Annotated in this window: 19 protein-coding genes; 4 read left to right on the forward strand and 15 right to left on the reverse strand. The window is 62.3% G+C overall.

Annotated elements, in window-relative coordinates:
• The first annotated feature begins 83 nt into the window (after positions 1-83).
• Entirely contained in the window at positions 84-1,088 is a 1,005-nt protein-coding gene (locus BLS13_RS05455; protein WP_218123235.1) for a GlxA family transcriptional regulator, read from the forward strand.
• Positions 1,066-1,641, forward strand: coding sequence for a cytochrome P460 family protein (locus tag BLS13_RS05460; protein WP_093450425.1), 576 nt, complete (start codon positions 1,066-1,068; stop codon positions 1,639-1,641). The genes BLS13_RS05455 and BLS13_RS05460 overlap by 23 nt, the downstream gene beginning before the upstream one ends.
• A gap of 98 nt (positions 1,642-1,739) precedes the next feature.
• Here BLS13_RS05460 and BLS13_RS05465 read toward each other — a convergent pair whose 3' ends face one another.
• Genes BLS13_RS05465 through BLS13_RS05475 form a run of 3 tightly spaced genes read right to left on the reverse strand, consistent with a single transcriptional unit; the run spans position 1,740 to position 6,209 of the window.
• Positions 1,740-3,047 (reverse strand): ABC transporter ATP-binding protein, encoded by a 1,308-nt coding sequence (locus BLS13_RS05465; protein WP_093450427.1) that lies wholly within the window; start codon positions 3,045-3,047, stop codon positions 1,740-1,742.
• A 26-nt stretch (positions 3,048-3,073) separates the two neighbouring features.
• Positions 3,074-4,819, reverse strand: coding sequence for an ABC transporter permease (locus BLS13_RS05470; protein WP_093450429.1), 1,746 nt, complete (start codon positions 4,817-4,819; stop codon positions 3,074-3,076).
• A gap of 58 nt (positions 4,820-4,877) precedes the next feature.
• Complete coding sequence (locus BLS13_RS05475) at positions 4,878-6,209, reverse strand: carbohydrate porin (RefSeq protein WP_093450431.1); 1,332 nt, start codon at positions 6,207-6,209, stop codon at positions 4,878-4,880.
• A gap of 416 nt (positions 6,210-6,625) precedes the next feature.
• Between BLS13_RS05475 and BLS13_RS05480 the strand changes: the two genes are divergently transcribed.
• On the forward strand, positions 6,626-6,904 hold the full coding sequence (locus BLS13_RS05480) for a metal/formaldehyde-sensitive transcriptional repressor (RefSeq protein WP_093450672.1): 279 nt from the start codon (positions 6,626-6,628) through the stop codon (positions 6,902-6,904).
• A gap of 120 nt (positions 6,905-7,024) precedes the next feature.
• On the opposite strand, the gene BLS13_RS05485 is transcribed toward BLS13_RS05480, so the two are convergent.
• Together BLS13_RS05485 and BLS13_RS05490 are read right to left on the reverse strand one after the other, a co-directional pair.
• The gene (locus tag BLS13_RS05485; RefSeq protein WP_093450433.1) at positions 7,025-7,408 is read right to left on the reverse strand and encodes a VOC family protein; all 384 of its coding nucleotides are present in this window, start codon (positions 7,406-7,408) and stop codon (positions 7,025-7,027) included.
• A 103-nt stretch (positions 7,409-7,511) separates the two neighbouring features.
• A complete protein-coding gene (locus BLS13_RS05490) occupies positions 7,512-7,826 on the reverse strand; it encodes a putative quinol monooxygenase (protein WP_176943443.1) in 315 nt (104 codons plus the stop codon).
• A 163-nt stretch (positions 7,827-7,989) separates the two neighbouring features.
• On the opposite strand from BLS13_RS05490, the gene BLS13_RS05495 reads away from it, so the two are divergent.
• Complete coding sequence (locus BLS13_RS05495) at positions 7,990-8,898, forward strand: AraC family transcriptional regulator (protein ID WP_093450436.1); 909 nt, start codon at positions 7,990-7,992, stop codon at positions 8,896-8,898.
• A 189-nt stretch (positions 8,899-9,087) separates the two neighbouring features.
• Here the strand turns inward: BLS13_RS05495 and BLS13_RS05500 are convergent, their stop codons facing one another.
• The 10 genes from BLS13_RS05500 to BLS13_RS20610 form a co-directional block, all read right to left on the reverse strand.
• Positions 9,088-10,590, reverse strand: coding sequence for a Ppx/GppA family phosphatase (locus BLS13_RS05500; protein WP_093450438.1), 1,503 nt, complete (start codon positions 10,588-10,590; stop codon positions 9,088-9,090).
• 92 nt (positions 10,591-10,682) lie between these two features.
• Positions 10,683-11,258: a hypothetical protein gene (locus tag BLS13_RS05505; RefSeq protein ID WP_093450439.1), complete on the reverse strand. Its 576-nt coding sequence runs from the start codon at positions 11,256-11,258 to the stop codon at positions 10,683-10,685.
• Positions 11,259-11,306: 48 nt separating this feature from the next.
• Positions 11,307-11,507, reverse strand: coding sequence for a hypothetical protein (locus tag BLS13_RS05510; protein WP_143011875.1), 201 nt, complete (start codon positions 11,505-11,507; stop codon positions 11,307-11,309).
• Positions 11,508-11,871: 364 nt separating this feature from the next.
• On the reverse strand, positions 11,872-13,098 hold the full coding sequence (locus tag BLS13_RS20270; protein ID WP_143011876.1) for an alginate O-acetyltransferase AlgX-related protein: 1,227 nt from the start codon (positions 13,096-13,098) through the stop codon (positions 11,872-11,874).
• 65 nt (positions 13,099-13,163) lie between these two features.
• Complete coding sequence (locus tag BLS13_RS05520; RefSeq protein WP_143011877.1) at positions 13,164-14,384, reverse strand: glycosyltransferase family 61 protein; 1,221 nt, start codon at positions 14,382-14,384, stop codon at positions 13,164-13,166.
• A gap of 775 nt (positions 14,385-15,159) precedes the next feature.
• Entirely contained in the window at positions 15,160-16,110 is a 951-nt protein-coding gene (locus BLS13_RS20275) for a hypothetical protein (protein WP_143011878.1), read from the reverse strand.
• A 12-nt stretch (positions 16,111-16,122) separates the two neighbouring features.
• Positions 16,123-19,449, reverse strand: coding sequence for a sialidase family protein (locus BLS13_RS05525; RefSeq protein ID WP_093450446.1), 3,327 nt, complete (start codon positions 19,447-19,449; stop codon positions 16,123-16,125).
• Positions 19,450-19,664: 215 nt separating this feature from the next.
• A complete protein-coding gene (locus BLS13_RS05530; RefSeq protein WP_093450448.1) occupies positions 19,665-20,780 on the reverse strand; it encodes a hypothetical protein in 1,116 nt (371 codons plus the stop codon).
• 43 nt (positions 20,781-20,823) lie between these two features.
• On the reverse strand, positions 20,824-21,252 hold the full coding sequence (locus BLS13_RS05535; protein WP_093450450.1) for a holin family protein: 429 nt from the start codon (positions 21,250-21,252) through the stop codon (positions 20,824-20,826).
• 130 nt (positions 21,253-21,382) lie between these two features.
• Complete coding sequence (locus tag BLS13_RS20610) at positions 21,383-22,075, reverse strand: glycoside hydrolase family 19 protein (RefSeq protein ID WP_093450452.1); 693 nt, start codon at positions 22,073-22,075, stop codon at positions 21,383-21,385.
• Positions 22,076-22,190: the final 115 nt, after the last annotated feature.

A 22,190-nucleotide genomic window follows, 5' to 3' on the forward strand; every position in this document is an offset into this window, starting at 1 on the left:
CGGCCGCCGCCGTCCGAAATCATCGGATGAATGGCATATCAGACACCCATCCCTCGGCGTAAGACAGCCGCAGGGAGGAATTCATGGCCGAATCTGCCGTCACGATTGCGCTGCTCGGATATCACGGGGTGCAGACGCTCGACCTGACCGGCCCGCTGGATGCGTTCGGGTCGGCCAATGGCATTCGGCCGGGCAGCTATCGCACGATCGTGACCAGCCTCGACGGACGCGGCTTCGCGAGCGAGGCCGGCCTGCGGATCGTGCCCAATTGCGCGCTCGACGATGCGGGACCGATCGACACCTTGATCTTGCCGGGGGGCGAAGGCTTGCGGCGTGACGGCGTTGCAGACGCGGTGGCAAGCGCGCTGTGCCGGCACGCACCGTCGCTGCGGCGGATCGTCTCGATCTGCACGGGAAGCTATGGGCTCGCCCCCTCGGGACTGGCCGATGGCCGCCGCATCACCACGCACTGGCGCTTTGCCACCGATATCGCGAAGCGTTTCCCGGCGCTGACGGTCGATCCCGACGCGATCTTCATCAAGGACGGGCCGATCTACAGTTCGGCCGGGATCACCGCTGCGATCGATCTGGCGCTGGCGCTGATCGAGGAGGATTATGGCCCGAAGCTGGCGCTGGCGGTCGCGCGCGATCTGGTCGTCTATCTCAAGCGGCCGGGCGGGCAGCAGCAATATTCGGAGCCACTGCAGTTCCAGGCGCAGGCCGGCGATCGCTTCGCCGAACTGGCGGCATGGATGGTCACCCATCTGCAAGCGGATCTGGGTGTCGAGGCGCTCGCCGCCCGCGCCGGGCTCGGCGCGCGTCAGTTCAACCGACGCTTCCGGCAGCAATTCGGGACCAGTCCGGCGCAGAAGGTGGAAGCGCTGCGGCTCGATGCGGCGCGCGACCATCTGACCGGATCAGACGCGCCGATCGAGCGCGTCGCCCACAGCATCGGCTTCGCAAGCAGCGACGTGTTCCGCCGCGCTTTCGAACGACGCTTCGGCCTGTCGCCAGGAGATTACCGCCGTCGCTTCTCGGCGATCCACCAAGATCAGGGAGACAGTCATGCCCATATCGCAACGGCTTAAATTGCTCGCGCCGTGCCTGCTGTTCTTGCTCGGGGCGGCGGGTGCGGCCGGCGGCCCGCTCTTTACCGACCGGAATGAACTGGTTCCGCCCGCCGACTATCGCGAGTGGGTATTCCTCGAAGCCGGCATCGACATGAGCTATAATGAGAAGGCATTGATGGCTGGCCATTCGATGTTCGACAATGTGTTCGTCGATCCGGCATCATGGGCATCGTTCAAGAAGACGGGGCACTGGCCCGACAAGACGATGCTGGTGCTCGAAGTCCGCGGCGCGAACAGCCACGGGTCGATCAACAAGCATGGCCAATATCAGACCGGGGATGTGATGGGCCTCGAAATTCATGTCCGCGACGAAGCCCGCTTCAAGGGCGGATGGGGGTTCTTCCAGGCGGAGGGGAGCAAGCCTGCCAAGCTGGTCCCCTATGATGCGCAATGCTATGCCTGCCATCAGGCGCACGGCACGGTCGATACCACCTTCGTGCAATTCTATCCGACCGCCAGGCCAATCGCGATGAAAGCGGGCACCTATCGGGAGGACCTGCCAACCCCTTAATGCCGATGTTTATCGGCGCCGGCGGCCCCCGCCATGAAGCCGGTACAGCAGCCACAGCGCCGCCAGCCATAGCGCGCCTGTGATCACCACATCGCGGATCATTCGGGGTCTTCAAGACTGAATTTGTCGCTATCTTCGTCATAAGCGAAGATTTCGGCATAGCGGCCCCAGAGCGTCACAGTGCGCAACGTCTCATCGGCATATTCCGGCGACATATGATCTTCCAACTCGTCGCGGAAACGACGCGCGGGGGCCATGTGGTTCGCCCGTTCGTCGAGGATGCGGCGGATGTGCTGGACCAATGGAACATAAGCAAGCAAGGCCTGCGCGAACATCGCCTTGCGCTGATCGACATCGGCCACGGCATAATGGCGCGCGGCCTGGGTCAGTTGGATATCGGCGCCCTGCAACTCGGCGAAGCGCAACAGTTGCAGCGTTTCCGCCATCGGAAACAGATCATCGATCTCGAGCTGAAGCGAATCGGCCAGTTCAGCCATGCTCGCGCGGCCCTCGAACGGGGCTGCGTCCACCTCTTCGATCAGGCCGGCGAGGGTGTTGGTCGAAACGCGCGGGAGCACCATCGCGATCCCGGTTCCCGGGAACAAGCCGTCGCGCGTGGGCAGTGCCGGCGCCGGCCGGGCGGTCATGCGGGCATAGATATCGTCGACGAGCGCGCGAAACGGCGGATCGAGGCGGTCACGCGGCTGCGGCAGATCAACCTTGATTTCCGCCACCACACGGCCCGGGTTCGACGAGAAAACGAGGATGCGGTCGCACATCAGCACCGCTTCCTCGATATTGTGCGTGACGATCAGGATCGACCGGATCGGCATCCGCCCCTCCGACCACAGATCGAGCAGATCGGTCCGCAAGGTTTCGGCCGTGAGCACGTCGAGCGCGGAGAAAGGTTCATCCATCAGCAGCAGCGACGGATTGACTACGATCGCGCGGGCAAGACCCACACGTTGCCGCATCCCGCCGGACAATTCCTTGGGATAGGCATTTTCAAAACCGTCGAGCCCGATCAGATCGATCGCGGCCAGCGCGCGGACGCGCCGTTCCTCGGCGGGGACCTTCTGCGCCTCCAGCCCCAGTTCGACATTTTGCAGCACGGTGAGCCACGGAAAGAGTGCGAAGGTCTGAAACACCATGCTGACCGTCGGCGCCGTCCCGGCCTTGTCCGGGGTGAAGCGGATATCGCCCTCGCGCGGATGGATGAGGCCGGCGATCGAACGCAGCAGGGTCGACTTGCCCGAACCGGAACGGCCGAGCAGGCCGACAATCTCATTCTCGTTGAGCGTCAGATTGACGTCGTCGAGCACCAGATGGCCACCGGCCGCCGCGCCATAATAATGACGCAGCGCTTCGACCTCGACGAGCGGACGGGGGGCAAGGATGGTGGCCATATCAGATGTGTCCCGGACGAGGTGGATCAGGCGAGGCGAAGGCGGCGTTCGGCGAAGGCGTACATCGGTCGCCACACCAGCCGGTTGAAACCGAGCACGAACAGCGACATGACCGCGATGCCCAGCGCGACGCGCGGATAATCGCCGGCCGTCGTTGCCCGCGCGATATAGGTGCCAAGGCCGTGCGCCTCGAGATGGCGGTCACCCCAGGATACCGCCTCCGCCACGATCGCGGCGTTCCACGAACCGCCGCTCGCGGTGAGCGCGCCAGTGACATAATAAGGAAAGACCCCCGGAAGCGCGACCTGCCGCCACCATTGCCAGCCGGTGACCCCGAACATGCCGGCCGCCTCGCGCAGATCGTTGGGAATCGCGCTGGCGCCGGCGATGACGTTGAACAGGATATACCATTGCGTGCCGAGGATCATCAGCGGCGACAACCAGATATCGGGGTTCAGATTCCAGCGGACGATCAGGATCACCGCGAAGGGAAACAGCACATTGGCCGGAAAAGCAGCGAGAAACTGCGCCACCGGCTGCAACCGCTGGGCCCAGACCGGGTTGAGCCCGATCCACACGCCGACCGGTACCCAGATCAGGCTTGCCAGCGCGATCAGCACGATCACGCGCACCATCGTCAGCCCGGCGAGGCCGAACACCTGAACGATATCGCCGAAGCCCAATGCCGCCAGGACATAGCGCGCCGACCACCAGAACGCGGCCCCGACAGCCAGCACGACGGCGACCTGCCACAACCGCTCGACGAGCGGATTCGCCTTCGTGCCGCGCACAGCCCGCACCCGCCGCGCGCCCGGATCGAGCGCGAGCAGCACCCGACCGATCCCGGCGATCGGCGCGAACAGCACCGGCAGCAGGCGGGTCCCGCGCAGCAGATCATAGACCCAGGAGCCCGGCCGATCGCTGCTGGCGGTCTGTTCGAAACGGAAGCGATCGGCCCAGGCGACGACCGGCCGGAAGAAGAGCTGATCATAAAGGAGGATCACCGCCGCCATCATCGCCACCGCCAGGCCGATCGCCCGAAAATCCTGCCGCTCGATCGCCAGCGCCAGCCATGATCCGATGCCCGGCAGGGTAACCGTGGTATTGCCGACCGTGATCGCTTCGGAGGCGACGACGAAGAACCATCCCCCCGACATCGACATCATCGCGTTCCACACCAGCGCCGGGGTCGCGAACGGCAGGTCGAGACGCAGGAAACGCCGGATCGGCGACAGCGCGAAGCTTTGACTCACTTCCTCGAGATCGCTCGGGATCGACCGCAGCGACTGATAGAAGCTGAACGCCATGTTCCAAGCCTGGCTGGTAAAGATCGCAAACACCGCCGCCAGTTCGACACCGAGGATATTGCCCGGAAACAGCCCCATGAAGAAGGTGACCGTGAACGTCAGAAAGCCCAGAATCGGCACCGACTGGAGAATATCGAGCGCGGGCACGATGATCTGCCCGGCATGGCGGCTCCGCGCGGCCAGCGTTGCCACCACGAGGGTGAAGACCGTCGAGGCCGCAAGCGCCGCGAACATCCGCAGTACAGTGCGCAGCGCATAATAAGGCAGCAGCATCGGATCGAGCGTCACCGGCTCGAGATGCGGCCGCGCCAGCGGCTCGACCGCGCCCTCCGCGCCGCGGAACACCAGCAAAGCCAGGCCGGCCAGGATGATGAAGGCAATCGCATCGGCCCGATTGGGCCGGGTCAACCGCATCATCCGTGAGAATGCCGGCAAGACGCGGATCGGATGTTTCTCCGGGCTCATCGCGCGCCTCCTGCGCGGGACGTGGCAGCATGCGAATGAAACAGTACCCGGATCATGCTCAAAAGGCGCCGTGCAGACGCAGCGCCAGCACATTCGCGGGCCCGCGATCGCGATTGTAAGCAGGGTGGGCGATGAACTGGTAATCGGCCGTCACGTTGATGCCGCGCAGCGGCTGCCAGTCATAATAGGCCTCGGCGATCATTTCGGCACCGGGATGGGGAAGCTTGCCGTCGCCGACCAGCACGCCGATCCCGCCCGCGTCCAGATAACGCTCGTGCGACCGGGAAATCGCGTTGGCGACCGCAGCGAAGCCGATGCTATCGTCGGCACGGCCCCAGCCTTTGCCCTTGATCGCGCCGCCAACCGCCACCGTGCGATCGATGTCGGTGAAATCATAAGGTTCGATCGCGCCGTCGACGATGCCGGCGCGTGCGAACACGCCGACTGTGTCGCTCACATCCTGTTCGATGTTGATATCGCCGCCCAACCGCGTCGTCCGGCGTCGGACGAGGCCCGTATCGGCCGGCGCACCCGTTACCCCGGCCAGCGCGATGGCATCGTCGAACCGCCCGAAATTGCCACGATTGCGGAACACCGTGAGTCGCACCGCCCCCTGCCGGCCGCCGATCCTGTGGCGATGCTCGATCTCGCCGACGAGTTGATACTGGCGGAAATCCGTCTCCAGCGTCTCGCCATTAGGCACTTTGGAAAGATTGAACCCACCCAGCCGCAGCGCCCATGGCCCCCGATACCATTCGGCTGCGACGCCATAGGAATAGCCCCAGGCATCGGCGGCATAATCGAAGCTGCCCGCATCGACGATCGACCAGTTGAGGAAATCGCCGCGCGGATCATGCGCAAAACGATTGGTGTCGAAAACATCGCCGATGCCGAGCTTGCCGACAGTCAGCACCAGCCGATCGGCGGCCTGATGACCGGCGAGCTGGTTGGCGGCCGCCGCAACCTCCTGATCCTCGCCGTCGAGGTCGATCGTCTGGCGAAAGAACAGCCGCTGGAGCCGGACATAGGGGCTGGACTTGCCGACCTTATAGGCTTCCGCGCTCGGAAAGCCGGCGGCGCCCAGCGTGTTCGACAGCCCGAAGCCCTGATCGACCTCGGGATTTGCCCATAGTTCCGCGCCCGCCCATGGCCGGACACCTACATAGAGCGTCGTATCGAACGTCTCTTTCGTCTGGCGCGGCGTCAGGCTGTTCGGCCCCGCATAAGGCGAGCGGAAACCGAACACGCCCTGTGTGACGAATGTCGCCTGCGCATGCAGCGCCCAATCCTGTGCCGCGTCTTTCGGCTGAGCGGCTTCCTGCGCAAATGCGGGAGCCATGGCGGCTGCCAGGCCAAGCACCGCCAGGCCGGAAAATATCCAGATGCGCATCGAATGCCCCTTTTTCGTCGCCCTAGCGCCGAACCATGACAAAGCGAATATCGATGCTGGGCATGCACGAGCCCCTGACAACAGGCTGGCTCGGACAAAGAAGTGCGTTCGGGATCAGGGGCATGGCGGAATCCTTATCGGAACTCGGTTGAACCGAACCCCGAAGGTGCCGCCCGCAATCAGCCTGCCGGCCGACCTTCGAACAACGGCCTCTTCCGGGCCCGGCATAGACCGGCGATGATCGGCAGCGAGGCTATGCCTCTACTGTCGCCTTCGTCGGTCGGGGGGCTAGATCGGCTGTTCATTGTTTTTCCAGACGCGGGTCGAGGGTCTTATCGGGCCGCCACCGGCGACTCGACACATCGCGCCATATACCCTAGGGGGGTATATTATCAAGGTATCAGATGAGCGGGAAGATGAGCCACGTCGCGAAGGAAAAGCAGAAGCTGCTCAACCGGTTGAAAAGGCTGCGCGGGCAACTAGAAGCGATCGAACGTGCTGTGGAAGCCGACACCGAATGCGCGCGCGTATTGCAGCAGGCGACATCGTGCAGGGGGGCGCTGGACGGATTTATCGCCGAGGTGATCGAGGATCATATCCGCGAGCATATGCTCGATCCGGATGCCCCGCGCGACGATCCGCGCACCCAGGCAGCCGAAGAGCTTGTCGCCATCGTCCACGCCTATCTGACGTGAGACGGATCGGCGCTTTGGCGGGAGGATGACCAGCCAGATGATGTCATCTGGCTGGTCAATTCTAAAGCAGGGAATGGCTGTGGCGCACGCAATCCGCGTCAACCGTGCGGCGATCCAGCCTTATCCCTTCGGCATCGCGTACAGCGCACACAGCTTATGGCCGTCCGGATCGCGCAGATAGGCTAGGTACAGCGCGGGAGGGCCAGGGCGCACGCCGGGGGCATCCTCGATCGCCGTGCCGCCGCTTTCGACGCCCGCCTTATGCCAGGCATCGGCCTGCTGCGGGCTCTCCACCGCGAAGCCGATCGTGCCGCCATTGCTGATCGTCGCCGGATTGCCGTCGATCGGCTTGGTGACCAACAGCATGCCGCCCTTGTGCAGATAGATCAGGCGGCCTTTGCCATCCTCGATCGCGGGCTTGCCGCCCATCGCACCCAATAGCGCGTCATAAAAGATTTTGGATCGGGCGATGTCGTTGCTGCCGATCGTGATGTGACTGAACATGCTTGCTGCTCTCCTTCGGCCGCAGGGTTGCCCAGCGGCCAGATTGCGTCAAGCATTTGAAGGGAGCCCGCGATCTTTTCGCGCGCCTCCCGCAAAACCCGGCTCAGGCGGCCAGCCGGGGATAGGCCCCCTCCTCGACGAAGCTCGCCAGCCCGATATCGCCCGCGATCAGCGGAGCGAGATCGTCGACGACATCGCCCACCGCCGGCGCGCGGAAGAAAGCGGCGGCATCATCGGGGCTGCGCCAGCGCGCATGGAGCAGCCAGGTCGCCGGATCCCCGTCGGCCCGGCGCACGGCACAATTCTGGCACCCCGGCCCGGCACGACCGATCGCACCCAGGCGATCGAGCTGCGCCCCCAGCGCGTCGGCGCAACCGGGGCGAGCGCGAAAAATGGCGATCACGGTGCTGTGCGGCATGATCATTCTCCTGTTCGGGGATGTGGCTGAGCTTCGAATATGCCGGCTATGGTCGCGAACCCGATAGCCCGATGCTCCGCAGTCCTTGCACGATCCTGCAAGTCGCCACGAATCCGCACCCAATCGACTTGCGCAGGCGGTGCCCAGCTTTCATCATATTGCCATGGAAAGTGCCGAATCCTCGCTGGCCGAGCTGCAGTCGCTGATTGGACGATTCAGCGGGGAGGGCAATACGCCCACCATCATTCCGCGCGTCTCGCTGTCGCGCGTCACGGCCCCCACCACGCCGATCCGCACGGTCTATGAACCGGCGCTCTGCGTCGTTGTGCAGGGCCGCAAACAGGCGATGCTCGGCAATCAGCGCTATATTTATGATGGCGCCCAATATCTGATCGTCTCGGTCGACCTGCCGATCCTGGGCGGGGTGATCGAAGCCAGCGCGGACAAGCCCTTTCTCGGCTTCCGGCTGACGCTGGATCCCGCGATGCTGTCGGCGATGCTGCTGGAGATGCCGGCGTTGGCCGCGGGGCCACCCGCGGCCGGGCTGACGCTGAGCCCGCTGACGACCGAGCTGATCGATCCGATCCTGCGGATGGTGCGGCTGGTTGCGCGGCCCGACGATATCGCGATGCTCGCGCCGCTGGCCGAACGCGAAATCCTCTATCGGCTGCTACAGGGGCCGCAGAGCGGAATGCTCCGCCAGATCGCGATGGCCGACAGCCGGCTGTCGCAGATCAACCGCGCGATCGGCTGGATCAAGCGCCATTACAAGGCGCCATTCCGCATCGAAAGCGTGGCCGAGGCGGCGCGGATGAGCCCGTCATCGCTCCACCACCATTTCCGCGCGGTGACATCGATGAGCCCGCTGCAATATCAAAAGCAGATCCGGTTGCAGGAGGCACGCCGCCTGATCCTGGCCAGCCATGCCGATGCCGCCACCGCGGGCTTCAGCGTGGGATATGAAAGCCCGTCCCAATTCAGCCGCGAATATCGCCGGCTGTTCGGCGAGCCGCCGGTCCGCGATGCCGCGCGGCTGCGCTCGGTTTCCGAGGCCGAACGATCGGTGGCGTGAAAAGCCGCCATAAGACTGCGGCATTTACGCATTCGATCTACCTCAATTCCTCCTCGAGCTTGCTCGGGGAGGGGGACCATCCGCAGGATGGTGGAGGGGCGCCGCAACAGCGGCGGCTGCGCCACCGCCCCCTCCACCGCCTTCGGCGGTCCCCCTCCCCGTTCCGGGGAGGAATTGGAGGGTCGCCCCCTACCCCCGCGTCGTCAGCTTCGGCGCCCGGCCGAAGGCCGCAGCCAGGATCTTCAGCCGCCGCTCGACCGCCTCGCCATAAAGCGTGAGATTGTCGGGCTCCAGCCCGAGCGTGAGGTTCGCCGCATCGATCGCGACATGGCTGGCGACCAGCGCATCCGCCACGCCGCCGCTCAACCGCTGGCCGAGGCGAATCGCCAGCCCCCAGCGTTCGGCCATCGCGCGATCCTCGGGCGAGCAGAGCCGCTCGACGATCGGGTCCACGCCCGGCCCGGCGAAACTGACATAGAGCGCATGCGCCATCATCGCGCGGCCGCGCGCATCGACCCCGACCCAATTGCCGTGGAGCGCGGTATCGAGCCCGCGTTCGGCGCGAAATTCGGGATGGGCACGCCAGCCGACATCGGCAAGCAGGCAGGACGCATGCCGCAGCAGCGCATCGGCCGCACTCTCCCCCGCGAACAACGGCGCGATCCAGCGATCGAGCAGATCGCCATGTTCGACGAACCGCCCCTGCCGGCGCCCTTCCTCGCGCGTGGCGGCGATCAGCGGATGCTGCGCGCGCAGGAATTCGGTCAGCCCGCCATAGAGCAGCCCTTCGCGCAGCCCATAAGCCGATATGATCAGCTCGCTCGCCCCCAGATGGCGGGTAACGTGCGAGAGCAGGGCCGCGCCATGCTTGAGCATCGGAATGCGCGAACCCGAAAGCCCCGCCACGTCGCGCAGCCTTTTGCGATCGAGCTGCGCGAGCACCCGCACCAGATGCTGGGCATTGGCCTGCTCCATCCGATAATGGTGGAGGATCGGCAGCGGATAATCGTTGAGGTGCATATCGACACGCGCGAGCGATCGCCACGATCCGCCGACCATATAGAAGGGCAGGCCCTTGCCGCGCCCTACCCAGCCGCTTTTCTTCAGCGCCTTGGCCACCACCGCGCCCATCGCGCGCGGCCCCTTCGCCTTCATCGCATCGAGCCGCAGCACGCCGAGCGGAAACGAGCTCGTCTCGTGCACCACGCCCTGGCCGATCCGCACCAGTTCCAGGCTGCCGCCGCCCAGATCGCCGACGATGCCATCCGCTTCGGGAATCGCCGCGAGCACGCCGAGGCCCGCGCTCCGCGCCTCATCCTCGCCGGACAGCAATTCGGGTTGCAGCCCCAGATCGAGCACGCGATCGAGGAACATGCGGCCATTGGAGGCCTCGCGCACGGCCGCGGTGGCCACGGTGCGTGGATGCGGCACCCCCATCTGCTCGGACAGTCGCTGAAAGCGGGCGAGCGACACCAGCGCGCGTTCGATCGCCTGCGGATCGATCATCCCGTCGCGCGAAACGCCCTTGCCCAGGCCCGCCATCACCTTTTCGTTGAACAGGATCGCCGGAATCCGCGCCGGGCCATCATAAATGACGAGGCGGATCGAATTGGAGCCGATATCGATGATGCCCGCCCTGCCCTCGCCAGAAGATGACGGGCTCGAGCGGCGAAATATCGGAACCGATGACATTGGCGGGTCGATAGCCGATTTTCGCGGATGTTCAAACGGCGCGATTTCAAACGGCGCGATTCAGATCCCCGCCGACCGGCGCGGCGGACCGCTCAGCCAACCGCCTTCGCGCGGGCATAACGCGTCGCCGACAGCGCATCGGAAACGGCGGATACCTTGTTGTCCTTGAAGCCCGCCGCCCGCATATACGCGCGCACCGCGCCGTCGCCGATCGATGCGCGCGGCCCCTTGCCATGGACGATCCAGACCGGCCCGGAAATACGCGCCGCTTCATAAGCCGCCAGCGCGCGATCGAGCGCCCCGCTATCGCCGACCACCGCGAGCGCGAGCGCCGCATCCGCCGGCCCGTCCGCCCGATTTCCGCCCAGCGCCGCGATCAGCGCGGGATCGTCGACCGCGCCGATCACCCAGACCTTCGCCGCCGCCCCGAGACCCAGCTTGTGCGCGAGCGACGGCGGCGGAGTCGCGATCTTCTTCGCCCATCGCGCCGCGACATTCTCGCCAAGCTCCAGCACAATCGCCTCACCGCCGACGCGGAAGGAGAGCGCCCCGCCCTCGGCGCGCAGATCGGCGATCGCCGCAATCGGGATCGTCCGCCGGATACCGCCGCGCAGGATCAGTTCGCGTGATTCGAGCAGCGCGCGAACCTCGGCGGAGCCATCTGCCATCCGGCAAGTGCAGTTGGCCTCAAGCCCCATCGGGCCGGAGCCGGATCGTCAGCGCGACCGCCATTTCGATCCGCCGGCCGGCGTGCCGCCGGCGGCGGGCGCCGACGGCGCGGGTGCAGCAGCCGTCTGGGGCGCGGCAGCGGCGCCGCCATTCGCTTCGATCTTTTCCAGGACGCGCTCGATGCGGGTCAGGATGTCACGAATGCTCGTAAGAAGAATTACCTGTTCGTCCATTTCATCCCCCGTCATGATCCCCCCGACTTAAAGCTAGGCGCGCTGTGGATGGCAAGCGATTTGGACGGAGGCTGCTGTGCGATCAGTAATATAAGGCTTCTTCGCGCAGAATAGCGACCGCTTCCGCTCTGGCATCGTAAAGATCTTCCGCCGGCGGGACGCGCCACCTCCCCAGAGCAACAATACCTTGTCAGCCAACGTGCCGCCAAACCTATTGAGGCCCAGCGTGGAGATAATTGCATTACGAATTCGCAGTGGCGAGACAACTCCCTTTTCCGATACATTGCCGAGACGCTATCGAAAAAGCGCAACCTGTCTTTTAGATTCCATCGCCAAATCTCCGATAAGGTCTTCGTTATTCGTCATATGCTTCATCGCACTACGCCGGACAAATCTCTTCGAATTTGTGACGAATAAGCTCTGGAAGCTGCGCATAGAGCGAGGCCCAGTCAGAGTGGAAGCCCGATCCTAGCGCCCATGACAGATAGGCGGCCACAATCACGTCTGCAGTAGTGGCCACGTCAAATGGAGCGCCAACGAAGAGCTGCTGTTCTTCGGTAACCTGTCCCGGATACAAAAGAACGTGGGCCAATGCATCATGCCGTTTGATCGCCGCCAAAACGGGAGCAGGCAATGAAATCGATCCATCGTATTCGCGCCGACCTTTCGAAATCTCCTCACGGCGAATTCGGCCTCGCGCTAGCTTCTCAATGAAAAGCATCTCGAAGGGGATGTCGTCTGATAGAACGGGCGGTTGCATCATAAAGCGCTCAGCGACCATGCCAATTACCATTTCTGGTCCAACAGATCGCACAAACCCCCTATCAATTGGCGCCCTAAGGTGGATCAAAAATTTAAAATGCTCGGCAATATAAGGGAATATTGTCTGCGAATAGCTATCACCACATAAAAAACCTATTCCCGCACCCTTCCGGTTGTGATGAACTCTGAATCCGCCATTACCCCCCACACCATTTAAATAAATCGGCTTAGCGTACATTCTAGTTTTTTTTAGTTTCGTATACTTTCCCAACCTCGGCGGAATAAGCTTGTTACCAAGGTCACCCGTCGATTCAACCTCCACATACTCGAAGTCTTCTTCTGGCTGCAAGATTCTGCTTCGATGGGTCGCTGAGCGCTCCATCAACGCGCGGTAGGCTACATAGGCACCCACCGCGTCGTAGTGACTGTCAATAGCTGGATATACCGCGGGCGACGAAGGAGCAGCAGATAAGGCCGGCACTGGATCAACCCAAGGCACATCAGAAAGCTCATTGAAAACTAATAAACTGTTACGATGATCCGGTTGAGGGATATTTAGCGCTGACCAATAAACCGATTGCTTGTCAGGACCTATCATAAAAAGAAATTCTGTACCCAACTCTTCAAACCATCTTGCACGGGAACGCATCACATTTTGCCACTCAGCAATCAGCTCCGGGGGCATAACCAAATGACCAAGATGTTGCTCTTGAGTTTTGTTACGGTCGCCACATAAGTACAGAACATCATTGCTGTCTGAAAACACCATATCAGGTCTATTTCGGACTGCCGATTTTTCTCCGACAGCCCCAGTACTGCGTGCAACTGTTTTATTCCCGTCCATTGTCACCTCACGCCATCGTTACCGCAGTGCACCAAAGCGAGAACACCGGGCAATTCACATGCAAATTAATCCAAAGTGCGAGCAGCATTTAAACTTTCCCAAGCCACGATAGCTTCTGGAAGCGCATCGAAATCACTTTCACGCAAAACCCAACCCTCTTTGCTGCCTTTGTTACCCTTTATCAACGGCGGCGAAGGAACCACATATTCATCTATGGTACCTCCCTTAACCCAGTAAAGTCGAGAATCAGTTACCAAATTGAATTTCGTCGTAGCAATTTTTAACAAAGGCGTTGCGCGCTCGCAAAAAACCGAAAGATGTAACTGCGATCCTGCACATCCTACAATATATTGCGCGCCGCGAACCAAAGCAACTTGATCGGGTAACGATAATTTTTGTGGATGAACAACAGTATATTGCATACTCTCAAATAAGCGATCCAATCGCTCACCTTGGGAACTAGGCAACCCCCGCATCTCCAAGGGTAGAGCTGACCGGCTCAAAAATATTTTTTTGGGTCCATCTTCAATTTTAGAACGCGATCCGATTTTCCTACCCAAATGAATAAATAAATCATCCGCTTCGATACCCGGTCGTGACAAAATTGGAGACAGTCTCTTTGGAACAATTAACTGCTTAAATTGCATAGGCCGATCAACAAAAATGACTTGCTTATCAAAATCAATGCCCAGCTCAGCAAACATGCTTACCAACCATTTTGGTGCATGCGAATGCCGAATCCCTCTACCAAAACCAACGAATAAATAGTCCTTTGGATCAATCGGGCATTCAGCAGCAAGTGGCCAAAGACGCGCCAAACCCTCAACCAAAGCGTGACCAAAATGACCCCAGAGCATTTCTACATAAATGGCAGGTCGATCGATCACGATCGGATCGCTCATTTCCGAGACCAATTTGAGTTCGCATTTATCATCCTCAATAATACCGTGCGGAAGTGATGCGTATCTTAACAGGGTATCAGGAATAATTGCTTCGCGCTCGGTAAGCAGAATGGCTGGGGGAAGCAGGATCGCATTTTTTAGCGATAGACAGTATGAACGATCCCGCCCCAACGCATCGCAATAGGGGTCAAGTTTGGAGGTAAATGCGTCGCGCCCTAACCATTCCTTTACATCTGACCAATTTCGAGGTTTCGATAAGTTCGCAAGCGGGCGCTCTGGCAGGATCAGCAGAGAATCATCAAGCGAACCAAGCAACTTGGGCCAATCGACGACCTGATCAAAATCAATCAGGTTTTCTTTATCCAGTCTGTTTACACGCTTCACCAATGAGATACCTACTATATTATAATATCGTAATTATAATGTCGTGAATTAACTTTTACGTAGTTTCGATTTTCATAAGTCACTTAGACTCCTGACCGTCGTTCCTTTTGAGACCTCATCATTAAGATTTTTTTCCAGGATTTTCGTAGCTTTTTATGACTTCTGTCGTAATTACCATTACAATCAAAGCGTGAGCACGAACCCTTTATGCATCAAAATCTGACGGAAAAATTGCTGCGGTGAGGTTTTTTTGCAAGTTTTTGAGTGAAACACTCGCTGGCGGAATATGCGATAAATTGCCCTCGCCTAGGATCTGCCTCCCTCGCGCGGAAAGAATGCGTCGCACCAACCCTGCCATGACACACCTCCTGTTTGCTCGCGCATTAGTGCCACGCCACATTGGGGTATGGCAAGGCGCATCCATCTGATAGTCGGACCGAGCCAATCTGCGCTTCTGATCCCCAGCTACAGTCGGACGGTCAGCGCAGATTGTACCGCCACCGGGAAAGCAGTCGCGAGATCTCGCTCAGGATCGAGCGCGGTTTGGCAATCTCATGAATGCGCCGGATGATGAGATCGTGGCGGTCGCCGATCCGAACAAGGCCCTCGCTCACGGACACCTTCGAGCCCATTTCGACGAAGCCAACCCAGTCGATCCTCGACAACTTTGGGGAAACACTCGCGATTTGGCTGGGCAAGGTGCAACCATCGACCGATGCCCTGGCTTACCCCCTGAACCCAGAACGTTATCCGCTAAACCATTATTATTAAATGATTAAATTATTATCGGGGTAGAATATGATGACAATTTCGATTTGACAGCTTGATAAATAGAATCGATCTCAAAAGTCGTCAGAGCGACATTGTGCTCGGCCCAATAAGCAATATCGCAGAGACCTCCTACGGTGTTACTGAATGACGTTCCAACCTTGAAATTGCCCGCCCCCGCAATATGAGAAGTTGTTACTGCCAAAAAATTCGAAATGCCTAGTGTTTTATTGTATATGGTGATGTTACCACCGTTTTGAAACGAGCATGCGACAAAAGCCCAGTCGCCTATAGCTGCCATAGCTCCGCTGGCATTTGACGACACGTTGAGATTATATGTTCCAACGCCGCCCGTACCGGTGCCGCCCGAAACGACCATTGTACCGGAGGTCACATTCGATCCGAATATCGTATTTCCAATTGCAATTACGCCTACCGGTGCCCCAGTGACAGTCATTGTGCTACCGCTGATCGAGGCGGTGAAAGATGCGCCATATTGAAGGCGAAGCGGGCTAGAATTAGTGGGAACGCCGGACACAGTTGTCACTCTACGAGCTACGAAGCCTTTTGCACCGATATTGTCATCGAAAGCGAGATGCAACCCAGACACGCCGAGCGTAAAATTACCACCTATTATAGGCTGCGTTGGCCCATTGATGAAAGACTGCGACGCGCGCACAACCGCCATGATCGTCGTCGTCGAAGCATCGAGCGACCCGCTATTGAAGTAGTTCGATGCCGTCGTAAAGCTCGCATACCCTGCCCCATATCCCGGCGTCCCCACCACCGTGGCGTTCCCCACGCCCCCCGCCAACACATCCACCTTATTCGCGATCGACGTAGGCCCATCCACCCTCGGGAACAGCACGGTCCGCGCGCCGCGACTCACCGGCAGGGAATAGCCCACGTTCGGGCCGTTATAGCTGCTATCCGCAATGATGTTCGCAAGTCCGCCCATTGTTTCAATCCCTTACAAAGTCACGACATATTTGGTGACGTCGCTTTCGGCCGCGCCGCTCGTCGTCATGGTGGAGATCCCGACCGTCTGGCTTCCGCCCGATGCGGTGGCGATCGTGTAGTCGCCCGCGCCGCCCGGCGTGCCGGTCGACTGGCCCTGGATGATCGAGGTGCCGTCGACGCCGCCACCATGCACGAACGATCCGATCCGGATGGCCGCGCTGCCAGCGTCGATCGCCGTCACATGCAATGTCGTCCCGCCGATCGAGGCGGTGAAGGAGGCGCCGTTGCGCACCAGTTTCTCGCTGATCCTCGCGAGGTACAGCCGCTTGCCGATGCCGCCATAGAGGCCGGCCCCGGTATTGCGGCCGAAATCGTAGAGGATCAGGATATCGTCGCCATCGAACGTCACGTCAGGATAGGATGGCGGCTGCTGCGTATAGCCCCGGCTCTCGATCGGCACCGCCCATGGCCATGTCACCCCGCCATCCTCGGACAGCGCCAGCGTCATCAGCTTGCGACCGGCCGTGCTGTTGTTGAACACCGCGATCATGCGCCCCGATGGGCTGACGACGAATTTGGATCGGCTCGTGGTGGTCGGATAGCCGGATGAAGGGGACCAGAGCGTCGGCGTGCCCCAGTTCGCCGCGTCATAGTCCGAGGTCACCTGATACATGCCCGAATTGGATCGCATATAGACGGCCCATTTGCCGCCCGTGATCGGCACCGCGCTGCTTTCGTTGAAGCTGCGATCGATGGATGGCACCTGCGGCACGGTCGATGCCGGCGAAAAAGCCAGGCCGTCGCGGCCTTCATGGGTCAGCCGGCCAAAGATTGTGCTCGCGCCGGTCAGATCGATCGTCAGATAGGTTTCGCGCGACACGATCAGCCCGCCGAAAATCGCCGTGCCATAGGCCAGAAAGGTCGGCCGGCCGATATCGAAGGCGCCGGATATCGCCGTGGGATTGTTGATGATCAGCCCATAAGTGGCCGGTACATAAGGGCTGGCCCCCGTGGTCTGGAGCAGCACCGCCAGCCGCCCGTCATCGAGTTCGGCCAGGCCGATCGCGGCGGAATCGGTGCTCGGCTCGCGCGGCAGCGAATAGAGCGCCTCCTGCCAGACGCCGGTATCGAGATCGTCGGTATATTTGAGCACGGCATAAGCGGCCGATCCTTCCGCGCCGTCCGATGGCTCATCGGTGGCCGTGAGGGATATGGGCGCGGCCAGCGATCCGATCGTGCCATTATTCGTATCGAGCCCATAGACCCCGCCCGATGCCGCGCCGGTGATCGTGCAGGCGGTGACACCGGTTCCACCCACCGTGGCGCCCGGGACCAGCCGGTCATAATGGTCGGCCGTCGCGACATAGAGCTTCGCGCCGATGATATAGCCGGTGATCGCCGCGACGCCGGAGCCGCCCGATATGCTCATCGCGATCGGCGCATGGAAGCTGCCGGCATATTGCGGCACGCTGACCGGCCATGTCTGCGGGCCCGTCTGCGTATCGGGCGGCGCATTGATCAAAGTGCCCGTGACGACGCCGGCCCCGCTCAAGGTGGGGAATTGGTTGGTCGCGCCGGCATTGATCGAAAGCGCGCCCAGATTGGCGATCGAAAGCACCGTCAGGCTGGTTCCGCTGACGTAGCCGGTGAAGTTCGTCACGCCGAGTTTGGCGATGAAGCCCGCCCAGACGCGCCCGTTGATGCAGCGCGCCGATCCCGAGATGATCGATGCGCGCGCGCCATATTTGGTGCTGTCGGCGGCAAGGACGGGCGGCCGCGCGGCATCCGAAGGGACGGAGGGGACCGGCCAGCCGTTAAGAGTGGCGATCTGCGCATCGGTGACGCGTGCGAACGGCGCCGGCGGCAACGATAGCGTTGCGGAACTGCCGTAGATGCTGCCCGTCACCACCAGATCGCCATGCACAGTCGCGCTCGCGAAATGCGCCTGGGCTTCATTGTCGATCCGCGCGACGATATCGCCGATCGGGGTGCGCCATTCGACGAGGTTCGCGGATGTCGCGACGATGCTGGCATCGCCGATCGCAATGCTTCCGGCGGCGATCGTGCCCGGCACGCTGAAGCTGCCGGCGTTGAGCGCGCCGCCGACCGATAGCACCCCACCCACGGAAAGCGATCCCGCGACGGCGCCCGCCGCCATCGTGAACGTGCCGGTCATGTCCAATTTGGCGACGATATCGCCAACGGGCGTGCGCAATTCCCACAGATTGCCGGGATTGACCGTGCCGGATATCGCGGCCCCGCCGATCGTCAGCAGATCGGTTGCCGTCAGGCTGGGTGCGGAGAGGCTGGCGGCGCTGATCGCCATCGCGCGCAGATTGGGCACATCAAGCCCGCCCAGCGAATTGCGGAAGGCGAACAATATGTCGCCGTTCAGATTGGCGACCGACCACAGATATTCGGTGGCGCTGCCATCGATCCGGAGCGTCGCGGCCATCGCGTCAAGCGCGGCCTTGCTCGCGTAGTCGCTCTGCCCGGTCGCCACCCCGCCGAGCTTGCGATAGCGCGAGGCATAGACATCGCCCGTGCCGGCGACGAGGAAATAGCCGCCCTCCGCGGCGGCGGCGAGGCCGGTCGCGACATCGGGGAAGGTGCCGAGCGCGGTGATCGCCGCAGCCGCGGCATCGGTGGCCGCGGTCTGCGCGGCCAGCGCCTGATCGCGATAGCCGCCCGCGGTCGCCTTCGCCAGATCGGCCGCCCCGGCGGATGCGGCGGCGGCCTCGGCGCTGTCGGCCGCCGCCGCCATACTGGCCACCGCCAGATCGGCGCTGCCCTGCACCTCGGCACGGATGCCATCGCCCAGCGCCGCGAACATCGCATTGCTCACAGGATCGCCCGCTTCCAGCCCGCCGATCGCGAACTGCTCGGCGGCGGAAAGCCCGCGCGCACCGGTCTCGCGGATCAGCAGGCCGGATGGACTCGGGATCGCGATGATGAAAGGCAGGTCGATCGTCACCGGATCCCCGCCCGACGGAATCGCCGCCGATGCCTCCACATGCAGCCGATCGCTGCCGCGCGTCACCTGTGCGTCGCCGATCGTCTCGACGATCGCATAGACGGCATCGCGCGGACCGAAATCGGCGAACAACGCCGCGGTTTGCGCGCCATTGATCGCCACCATGGCATAGAGCGCATCGCCCGACAGCGCGGCCGGCACACGCAACGCCGCACTGGCTGCACCGACCGCTGCGATCACCAGCGAAAATTGCCGCCCGCTCAACAATTGCGGCGCCCCTGCCGCATCGAGCAGGACTATATGCAGCACGAACGGCTCGCCGGAGCGCAGGGCAAGCGCTCCCGAGATCGGGGTTCCGGCCATGGGATTTCCTTTGGGAAGATAGTGAAAATTCCTCCCCGGAACGGGGAGGGGGACCGCTCGAAGAGCGGTGGAGGGGGCGGCGGCGAAGACGCCGCTGCGCGGCGCCCCTCCACCATGCTACGCCCCGCGGCTGCTGCGCAGCCGGCTTCGCGTATTTGGCATGCCCCCGGCATGCCACGCCGCTACGCCCCCTCCCCGTTCCGGGGAGGAATTTGTTACGGCGCCTGATAGCCTTGCAGGTTGACCAGCACATTCGCGCCCGTCGTCCCGCAATTGACGTTGAGCGCGGTCGCGGCGGTGCCGCGCAGCGGGGTGGGGAAGTCCATCACTGCGGGCGCCGCCATATTGGCGGGCGCATAGAGCGTGTGGATCGCGGTCGCGCCATCCAGGATGATCACCGTCGTCGCCGTCGCGGACATGTTCTGATATTGGAACGCCGTCACATAGTTGCGGATGCTCGCGGCGCCCGCGGCCTTTGCGGCGGCGGCGCTCGTCGTCGTCAGAGCGCCGCTATATTGCCAGTCGGCATCGGGCACCGAATAGGGCTTCTGCACCAGCGCGGCACCCGTCGTCATCGTCAGCTTGGCCATATCATTGGCAACCAGCGTGGTGAGGCCGTTGGCGGTGCGGACGAAGCCGCCGATCATGAAAGGCGTGCTGGAGCTGGAGGTCGCGGCCCCGTCTTCCGCCGCCGCGCCCGAAATCACCGTGGCGTTAAGATTGGTCGCCGATGTCTGCACGATATCGGTGCGGGTCGACGCAAATGGCAATTGCGAGAAGGTCGCGGTGGCGCCGACCGTACCGCCTGCCACCGCCGTGGAAATCCGAAAGCGGATGTACCGCGCCGTGATCGGGAAATCGATCGTGCGGACGGTCGACGCGGCCAGGGTCAGCGACGAGATCGGGTTGGCGGTGACGACGGTCGCGTCATAAGCGAAGAACAGGCCGCCGGCCGACGCGTTGGTCAGGTCATTGGTCTGCTCGAAGCTGATCACACCCGCCGAAATACCGGCACTCGTAAAGATATTGATCGATCCGCTGTGAAAATTGGCGGCGTCATACCAGCCGGATACCGCCCCGGTCAGCAGATCGGTGTTGAGCGCGGAAAGGCCGCTGCTCGGCCCGACCATGGTGTCGGGGGCGATCTGCACCGGCAGCACCGCCCCGCCCGTCGTCACCGGCAATGGCGAGCCGGCGGTCACCGGCGTATAGAGCCCGTCGACCGCACCATAGCCGATCGCCGTGGACGGCGCGAAGCTTTGCGGCAGGCGGACGGTCTGGGCGCCGGCCGATGCCGCGGCAAGCGCAAGGATCAGCGAAACGTATCGCATGCGGGATTCTCCTTTCGTTGGGGTTGTGGCCGGCGCTTGCCGCCTATTTCGCCGCGACGCCGCTCAATTTCTCCACGGTGCGCAGCCCGCCGAGGCCGAGCATGCCGGCGAGCAGGGTCAGCAAGGTCGACATGTCGAGCGATGGCACCGCGACCGGATGGCCGGCCATCGCCGCGCCCCAGCTCAGCAACGGCGCAATCAGGAACTGGAGCCCCAGCCCCGATCCGCACACCCAGCCGACGAACGGCCGCCACCCCGATACGAAGGTCGCGCCGTTGGCCGCCTCGGCCTGGTTGACCGCGATCTGGCCCCTGGCGAGATCGGTTTCGGCAGTGAGCCGGGCGAGTTCGCCGGTCTGCGCAAGTTTCAGCAACTCGATCTGCGCGGCCTGTTTCGCGGCCGGATCGGGCAGCACCCGATCGATGACCTTGCCGCCGATATCGAGCAGTGCCGTGAAGGGATCGAAGCTCATGGTTTTCCTTTCATCAAAAACCGTCATTCCCGCGAAAGCGGGAACCCACGGTTACGAGACACTCGAATCGCTCCGGTTCGCCCGTCCATGGGTCCCCGCTTTCGCGGGGATGACGGAAAAGGAGCGGAGGCTAACTCTCGAAAATCGCCAAAATCCGCCCCCGGATAGCCGCCACATTCTGCAGCCCGATGCGCCCGCCGTTGGTGATGCGCCGCGCCTCGACGAAATCGCCGGCGTCGACGGCATCGTTCACCTTGCCCTGGCGGAAATATTCGAGCGCGATCAGCGGCCCGACCTCGGGCGGCGCGGCATCGGGATCGCCGATCAGATCCACGCCGATCAGCGCGCCATAATAGCGATAATTGGCCTTGCCGGTGAGCTGCAGGTCATAACGGCCGCGATAGGTATATCCGTCGATACTCGGATAGGGATCATTGCCCATGCGGCCGCCATAGGCACGCGCGGCGATCTCGATCGGGTCGCCGACCGCCGCCTTCGCCTGCTCCGGTGTGAAATGCGCCGGCCACAGCGCCCGCAGCGCCAGCGCGCTATAGTGCATATTCTCGACGAACCGCCGGAAGCCCCCGGTCTCGTTGCAGCATTGCGCGATGAACTCGGCGATGCGCGGAGCCGTCGTCAGGCCGTAATCAGCAAAGCGTTCGGCCGCGATCCGGCCGCGCAATGCGATCGCAGCGTCGGCCTTGCGGCCGGCGGCACAGGCATAAAGCGCGGTGAAGGTGCGGGGGCCTGCGACGCCATCCGCCGGCCCGGGATCGAACCCGCATTCGATCAGAACATTTTGGACCTTTTGCCAATCGATCATGGAACCACTTTCCCGCAAGAGGGTTTTAAACTGCGAAGCCGGATGGCAATCCCCCCCCGCCCACCGGCTTCATTCAATCAGTTGAGACCCGCTGGCACTGCCCCCCCCCGCCCCG

The organism is Sphingomonas sp. YR710 (genome assembly GCF_900101455.1).
Classification (GTDB): Bacteria; Pseudomonadota; Alphaproteobacteria; order Sphingomonadales; family Sphingomonadaceae; genus Rhizorhabdus.

Coding starts and splice junctions, on each gene's coding strand:
- BLS13_RS05455 (WP_218123235.1), top strand. CDS start 84: ATGGCCGAATCTGCCGTCACGATTGCGCTGCTCGGATATCACGGGGTG.
- BLS13_RS05460 (WP_093450425.1), top strand. CDS start 1,066: ATGCCCATATCGCAACGGCTTAAATTGCTCGCGCCGTGCCTGCTGTTC.
- BLS13_RS05465 (WP_093450427.1), bottom strand. CDS start 3,047: ATGGCCACCATCCTTGCCCCCCGTCCGCTCGTCGAGGTCGAAGCGCTG.
- BLS13_RS05470 (WP_093450429.1), bottom strand. CDS start 4,819: ATGAGCCCGGAGAAACATCCGATCCGCGTCTTGCCGGCATTCTCACGG.
- BLS13_RS05475 (WP_093450431.1), bottom strand. CDS start 6,209: ATGCGCATCTGGATATTTTCCGGCCTGGCGGTGCTTGGCCTGGCAGCC.
- BLS13_RS05480 (WP_093450672.1), top strand. CDS start 6,626: ATGAGCCACGTCGCGAAGGAAAAGCAGAAGCTGCTCAACCGGTTGAAA.
- BLS13_RS05485 (WP_093450433.1), bottom strand. CDS start 7,408: ATGTTCAGTCACATCACGATCGGCAGCAACGACATCGCCCGATCCAAA.
- BLS13_RS05490 (WP_176943443.1), bottom strand. CDS start 7,826: ATGCCGCACAGCACCGTGATCGCCATTTTTCGCGCTCGCCCCGGTTGC.
- BLS13_RS05495 (WP_093450436.1), top strand. CDS start 7,990: ATGGAAAGTGCCGAATCCTCGCTGGCCGAGCTGCAGTCGCTGATTGGA.
- BLS13_RS05500 (WP_093450438.1), bottom strand. CDS start 10,590: ATGTCATCGGTTCCGATATTTCGCCGCTCGAGCCCGTCATCTTCTGGC.
- BLS13_RS05505 (WP_093450439.1), bottom strand. CDS start 11,258: ATGGCAGATGGCTCCGCCGAGGTTCGCGCGCTGCTCGAATCACGCGAA.
- BLS13_RS05510 (WP_143011875.1), bottom strand. CDS start 11,507: ATGACGGGGGATGAAATGGACGAACAGGTAATTCTTCTTACGAGCATT.
- BLS13_RS20270 (WP_143011876.1), bottom strand. CDS start 13,098: ATGGACGGGAATAAAACAGTTGCACGCAGTACTGGGGCTGTCGGAGAA.
- BLS13_RS20275 (WP_143011878.1), bottom strand. CDS start 16,110: ATGGGCGGACTTGCGAACATCATTGCGGATAGCAGCTATAACGGCCCG.
- BLS13_RS05525 (WP_093450446.1), bottom strand. CDS start 19,449: ATGGCCGGAACCCCGATCTCGGGAGCGCTTGCCCTGCGCTCCGGCGAG.
- BLS13_RS05530 (WP_093450448.1), bottom strand. CDS start 20,780: ATGCGATACGTTTCGCTGATCCTTGCGCTTGCCGCGGCATCGGCCGGC.
- BLS13_RS05535 (WP_093450450.1), bottom strand. CDS start 21,252: ATGAGCTTCGATCCCTTCACGGCACTGCTCGATATCGGCGGCAAGGTC.
- BLS13_RS20610 (WP_093450452.1), bottom strand. CDS start 22,075: ATGATCGATTGGCAAAAGGTCCAAAATGTTCTGATCGAATGCGGGTTC.